This window comes from Acidobacteriota bacterium (assembly GCA_016196035.1).
Lineage (GTDB): Bacteria > Acidobacteriota > Blastocatellia > RBC074 > RBC074 > JACPYM01.
Genome location: JACPYM010000013.1, coordinates 1 through 4,943 on the forward strand (window position 1 = coordinate 1; position 4,943 = coordinate 4,943).

General features: G+C 57.7%; 7 protein-coding genes. All 7 read left to right on the top strand.

Annotated features, from left to right (window positions below; translation table 11 throughout):
• Positions 1-60: 60 nt before the first annotated feature.
• The 7 genes from HY011_04925 (at position 61) to HY011_04955 (ending at position 4,702) form a co-directional block, all read left to right on the top strand.
• Entirely contained in the window at positions 61-315 is a 255-nt protein-coding gene (locus tag HY011_04925) for a DUF2283 domain-containing protein (GenBank protein MBI3422259.1), read from the top strand.
• Complete coding sequence (locus tag HY011_04930; GenBank protein ID MBI3422260.1) at positions 312-599, top strand: type II toxin-antitoxin system Phd/YefM family antitoxin; 288 nt, start codon at positions 312-314, stop codon at positions 597-599. Before HY011_04925 ends, HY011_04930 begins: the two co-directional genes overlap by 4 nt.
• Positions 600-750: 151 nt before the next feature.
• Positions 751-1,686 carry a leucine-rich repeat domain-containing protein gene (locus HY011_04935; protein MBI3422261.1) on the top strand — a complete coding sequence of 312 codons (936 nt, stop codon included), beginning with the start codon at positions 751-753 and terminating at the stop codon, positions 1,684-1,686.
• A gap of 51 nt (positions 1,687-1,737) precedes the next feature.
• Positions 1,738-2,739 (top strand): transposase, encoded by a 1,002-nt coding sequence (locus HY011_04940; protein MBI3422262.1) that lies wholly within the window; start codon positions 1,738-1,740, stop codon positions 2,737-2,739.
• 433 nt (positions 2,740-3,172) lie between these two features.
• Complete coding sequence (locus tag HY011_04945) at positions 3,173-3,601, top strand: putative toxin-antitoxin system toxin component, PIN family (GenBank protein ID MBI3422263.1); 429 nt, start codon at positions 3,173-3,175, stop codon at positions 3,599-3,601.
• Positions 3,598-3,834 (top strand): toxin-antitoxin system HicB family antitoxin, encoded by a 237-nt coding sequence (locus tag HY011_04950; protein MBI3422264.1) that lies wholly within the window; start codon positions 3,598-3,600, stop codon positions 3,832-3,834. Before HY011_04945 ends, HY011_04950 begins: the two co-directional genes overlap by 4 nt.
• A gap of 250 nt (positions 3,835-4,084) precedes the next feature.
• On the top strand, positions 4,085-4,702 hold the full coding sequence (locus HY011_04955) for a hypothetical protein (protein MBI3422265.1): 618 nt from the start codon (positions 4,085-4,087) through the stop codon (positions 4,700-4,702).
• The last annotated feature ends 241 nt before the right edge of the window (positions 4,703-4,943 follow it).

Genomic DNA, 4,943 nt, shown 5'->3' on the forward strand with positions numbered 1-4,943 from the left:
CCCGGAAGTTGTAACGGTGTATCGAACAAGCAAGGTTGCGAAGTATTGGAGGACAGCAGCATGAAAGTGATTTATGACCGCGAGACCGATACGCTCACGATTATCTTGGCAGAGACCCCTGTGGCTGAAAGCGACGAAGATAAGCCGGGTGTGATTCTGGACTACGATGCTGCCGGCAATCTCGTATCTTTGGAAATACTTGACGCTTCACGCCGCGTAACTTTACCGAGCCGGATTGAGTATCAAGTCGCCCCAATGCCAGCGTTACGTGCAAGCTACAGACTATTCATCGGTGGCAAGGAGATTGAGCCATGAAAATTGCATCCGTCGCTGACGTCAAGGCGCGCTTGAGCGCCTATTTGGAAGAATGCGAGACCACAGGGCCGGTGGTTATCACGCGAAATGGCAAGGCCGTCGCGGTGCTGCTGGCTCCAGCGGACGACGATGACTTGGAACGACTCATCCTTGCGCGTTCCTCACGTTTTCAAGCCATCTTGAACAAATCGCGGCAGAGTCTCAGGGCTGGCCGAGGTCTCTCGCGGAGTGAATTCTGGAAAGCCGTGCGGCAACGCTTCCAGACCACCACCCGCTCTCCATAGAGCGGCGGCCCAACACCGCGTTTAGTCGACCCGCGCTACGCGCTCGTAAAACTGGCCCGTATTGCCCGCATAGGTTTGGGTAAGCAACCGGGTCTTCCCAGACACTCGCGAGCGGCTGATGCCCACCGTTGGCGGCTCACCGACTCATGTCATGAACCACCAACACACGCATACTCTTAAAGGCAGGTTGCTGCTCGAAGCCATTGCATCCAACTCGGATTTATCCACACTCCACAACGCAAATCTGGATGGCTGCGGCTTGACAGCGTTTCCAATCGCTGCTCTGAAACTAGCCAGCCTTTCAGTTCTCAGTTTGTTCGACAATCAACTGACCGACGTCCCGAGTGACATATCTCAACTACGTTGCCTGCAAACCCTGAACATCGCCCAGAATCTGCTCTCGACGATTCCCGACAGCATCGGCGCCCTCGAACATCTTGAAATGCTCGATCTTGGTCACAATCGCCTGTCCGTGCTGCCAGCGTCTTTCTGCTCGCTGATAAACCTCGTCTTTCTATATGTTAGCAACAATCAACTACGCAGCCTGCCCGCTGCCTGTGGCGCTCTTTCCAAGCTCCGTTATCTGAACATCACGGACAACCGCTTTCACGAGCTGCCCGGCTGGATCGGTCATCTCAGCAGCCTGATCGAGCTTCGGGTTTACAACAATTCACTCACCACCCTCCCCGCAGAGATTGGAGCGTTGTCAAATCTCGTTGAGTTACATGCGCACAAAAATCAGATCGCCGCGTTACCTGACTCAATCGGGCAATTATCGTCACTCGCCAAACTCAATCTTCAAGCAAACCGACTGGCCGAGCTGCCAGAATCCATCGGTAATTTAGCCCGTCTGACTGAGTTGGACTTGAGGTTCAACGACATTTCCATACTTCCCTCGGGCATTACCCGTCTGCGATCTCTTGAATACCTCGACCTCCGCGCCAATGCGTTAACCGCTTTACCGGAAGACTTGCATCAACTGTCAAATCTGCGCAAACTCGACCTGCGCTGGAATAGACTGGAGACCTACCCTCCTTGCTTAACCGTGCTCGCCAATCGAGGATGTATTAGAGTTCATTCACAATAGGAGCGTAAATCATGTTACACTCGGCGCCCACGCTGCATGGAGGTGCTGAGTATGGTAATCACCGAGAAGACTCTGCGCGAGAATTCAGTATTGGTCAAGGCCTTCACTGGCTTGCCCGCCGAGGCGTTTTGGGAGTTGGTGAATAAAACGGAAGTTCAACTGCCGGACGCTTCGCGTGAGCGCCAGCGTCATGAGCGACCTGATCGGCAACGAGCAATTGGTGGGGGACGCGACTTTGATCAACCCGTGGCCATTCGAGTGGCCCAGACCTTGACGTACTTGCGCTTGCATATTCCCCAAGAAACGGTGGCCTTGCTGTTTGGCGCCACGCAGACTGACGTGTCGCGCGATTTGCGGCGGCTGTTGCCGCTGGTCTGCCGGTTGCTGCCCGCCCCGGAAGTCTGGCAAGAAGTGGCGGAAGGAGAAACGCTGACGGCGGCCCAAGTCTTGGAACTGACGCAGTTGGCAGACGGGCGGGCGTTGGTCGACGCCACCGAACAACGGGTCTACCGCTCGCAGGACAGCGAGGTACGCAAAGCCCATTATTCGGGTAAGAAGAAGGCGTTCACCCTCAAGACCCAGTTTGTCACCGACGGGGAGCACCACATTGCGGCCATCAGCGAAGCGACGCCCGGCGCCAAACACGACAAGAAACTCAGCGATGAAGTCAAAACCGTCGAGCGGCTGCCGGACGGGTGTGAGGCGGATGCCGACAAAGGCTACCAGGGACTGGCGGATCAGGTGGCGCTGGTCACGGTCCGCAATGCCGAGACGGGGGAGGAGCAACACGTGCCCCGCCTGACGGTGCAGACCCCGATCAAGAAACCGAAGGGGCAAGAGTTGACGGACGAACAGAAAGCGTTCAATCGCCAATTGGGAGCCATTCGGGTGCGAGTCGAGCACTGCATTGGCTGGGTCAAGAATTGGGCGATCATCGCCACGCGTTTCCGCTGTGCCCATTCGATCTACACCCGGGTCATGCAGGTGGTGTGCGGACTGGTCAACTGGCAAACCCAGCGCTGGCAAGCGGCCCAAGCGGCCGCAGCGACCTGACCCGGCCGGTGCTCGTAGTGCTTCAGACCTCTCTGCCGCCCCGAGGGCTGTGCAAAGTACTCGCGTCATCGGCAGTCAAGACTTGCGGCGGCGCCTGAGCAACCCATTGCAAGTGCCGAGGCCGCACCCGACACCGCTCTACCCTGAACCGCAGGGCTGGGAGGCATGGCGGGCTTCAAAATCCCACCCATTTGCGCTTCTTGATGATGCCTACTAAGCCAGGAAGACATTGCTCGTGCTTGGGCCATTATTGTGCATAAACTCTATTGTTTACACTTAACCGTCTCCGTCCGCCGCCGATTCAGAACAACGGATTCGTGGAATGGCGCGGATCGGCGCCGCTGATGCCGAACGTTGGGCCTTGGCGTAGTCACAGCGCACGTTTCCTCGCGAAATTGTTGACAAACAGTCCGGTATCATATACGATACCGGTATGCCAATCTATCAAATCGTCATTGATACCAACATCTGGATAGCCGCCCTTCGGTCAAAGCGTGGTGCTTCCCACAAGCTGCTTTCGCTGATTGACAGCGGCAAATATGAAGCCAACATCTCCGTTCCGTTGGTCTTGGAGTACGAAGACGCGGCCAAACGGCTTGTCGGAGAAATCCCGCTGACCGAGCGCGATATAGATGACATCTTGGACTATATCTGCGCGGTTGCCAACCATCACAAAATCTATTACCTGTGGAGGCCATTCCTCAGTGATCCCGGCGACGATATGATATTGGAGTTGGCCGTCACCGCTGAATGCGACTTCATCGTGACTTACAATCAAAGTGATTTTGTCGGTATCGAGCAGTTTGGATTAATCACCCTGACCCCGAAAGAGTTTCTGCAAAAGATAGGAGTGTTGTCGTGAGTACAATCAGTCTGCGCTTACCCGACTCCTTGCATGAGCGGGTGCGCGAACTCGCTCTCAAAGAGAACGTTTCTATCAACCAGTTGATTACATTGGCACTGGCCGAGAAACTTTCTGCGCTCATGACAGAAGAGTATCTCGGCAAGCGGGCAAAACGCGGTGACAGGAAGAAATTCCAACGGGCTATGGCTAAAGTCGCTGACGTTGCGCCTGATGAGCGAGATAGACTTTAGCATGGGTCTCGCCTTCAAAAGGCATAGGGCGGCCCAAGTCATGGTCCGCGGGGCAATCGCCCCCCTCGCCACCCATTTCGAACCGCGCGTGAGACTCGCTTCGCGGCCTCACACGGCTCCTCAGCGCACAGGTCTTTGTCATAGACACCGTTTGGCGTGGACTTCGTCGTGGCAGTAGTCGCGCAACAACAACTGCCCGCTGCCTCTCCCTGTTTACCTGTTCCCCGCTTTGCAGTACGATGCACTCGACATGACCACGGCTTCCCGCAGCGTCTTCGACCGCGAATTTGCCGAGGTGCGCGACAATTTGCTGCGCCTCGGCAGTCTGGTGGACGCGGCCATCAATCTCTCGATCGTCTGCCTTCGCGAGCGCGACGCCGCCCTCGCCCGGCAGGTGATTGACGACGACGCGGCTATCAACGATCTGCGCTTCAAGATCGAAGAAGAGTGCATGGTGATGATCGCGACGCAACAGCCGATGGCCGGCGATCTGCGCGCCATCGTCGCAACGATGAACGTCGTCAACGATCTGGAGCGCATGGCCGACCACGCCCCCGGCATCGCCAAGACCGTGCTGCGAATGGGCGGCAAGCCGCTGGTGGACATTCCGCGCATGGCCGAGACGGTGCGCGAGATGCTGAAGCAAAGCCTCGACGCATTCCTGAAACGCGACATCGAAGCCGCGCGCGCCAACCGTCACGCCGTCGGCAGCGCCTTGCCGAACACGACCCGATCGGCCAGCGCCTCGATTGCCGGCAGCCGGCCGCCGAACCAGCGCCAGAGCCAGTATTTCTCGAACACGACTTTGCTGAGATGCGAATACCGCGACGGCAGTTGGAGAGCCACAGCCGGATCGGGTTCGGTGTAGAAGTTCCCCGCGCCCACCGCGGCCCGCCCGTAGCCCGTCTCGACGATGCAATAGCCCTCCCCGGAAAACTCGGCCGGCTTGCCGGCGCGCGTGACCTCGGCGACGATGGTGCGCGCCACCGCCTCGGCCTGTCCGTGCGCGAACACGCCGGCTTTGGGCAGGGGCTTGCCGTTCGCCAGTTTGATCATCGTCACGTCGCCCAGCGCGTACACCCGCTCGAACGCGGTCGCCATCGTCCGCG

Coding starts and splice junctions, on each gene's coding strand:
- HY011_04925 (MBI3422259.1), top strand. CDS start 61: ATGAAAGTGATTTATGACCGCGAGACCGATACGCTCACGATTATCTTG.
- HY011_04930 (MBI3422260.1), top strand. CDS start 312: ATGAAAATTGCATCCGTCGCTGACGTCAAGGCGCGCTTGAGCGCCTAT.
- HY011_04935 (MBI3422261.1), top strand. CDS start 751: ATGAACCACCAACACACGCATACTCTTAAAGGCAGGTTGCTGCTCGAA.
- HY011_04940 (MBI3422262.1), top strand. CDS start 1,738: ATGGTAATCACCGAGAAGACTCTGCGCGAGAATTCAGTATTGGTCAAG.
- HY011_04945 (MBI3422263.1), top strand. CDS start 3,173: ATGCCAATCTATCAAATCGTCATTGATACCAACATCTGGATAGCCGCC.
- HY011_04955 (MBI3422265.1), top strand. CDS start 4,085: ATGACCACGGCTTCCCGCAGCGTCTTCGACCGCGAATTTGCCGAGGTG.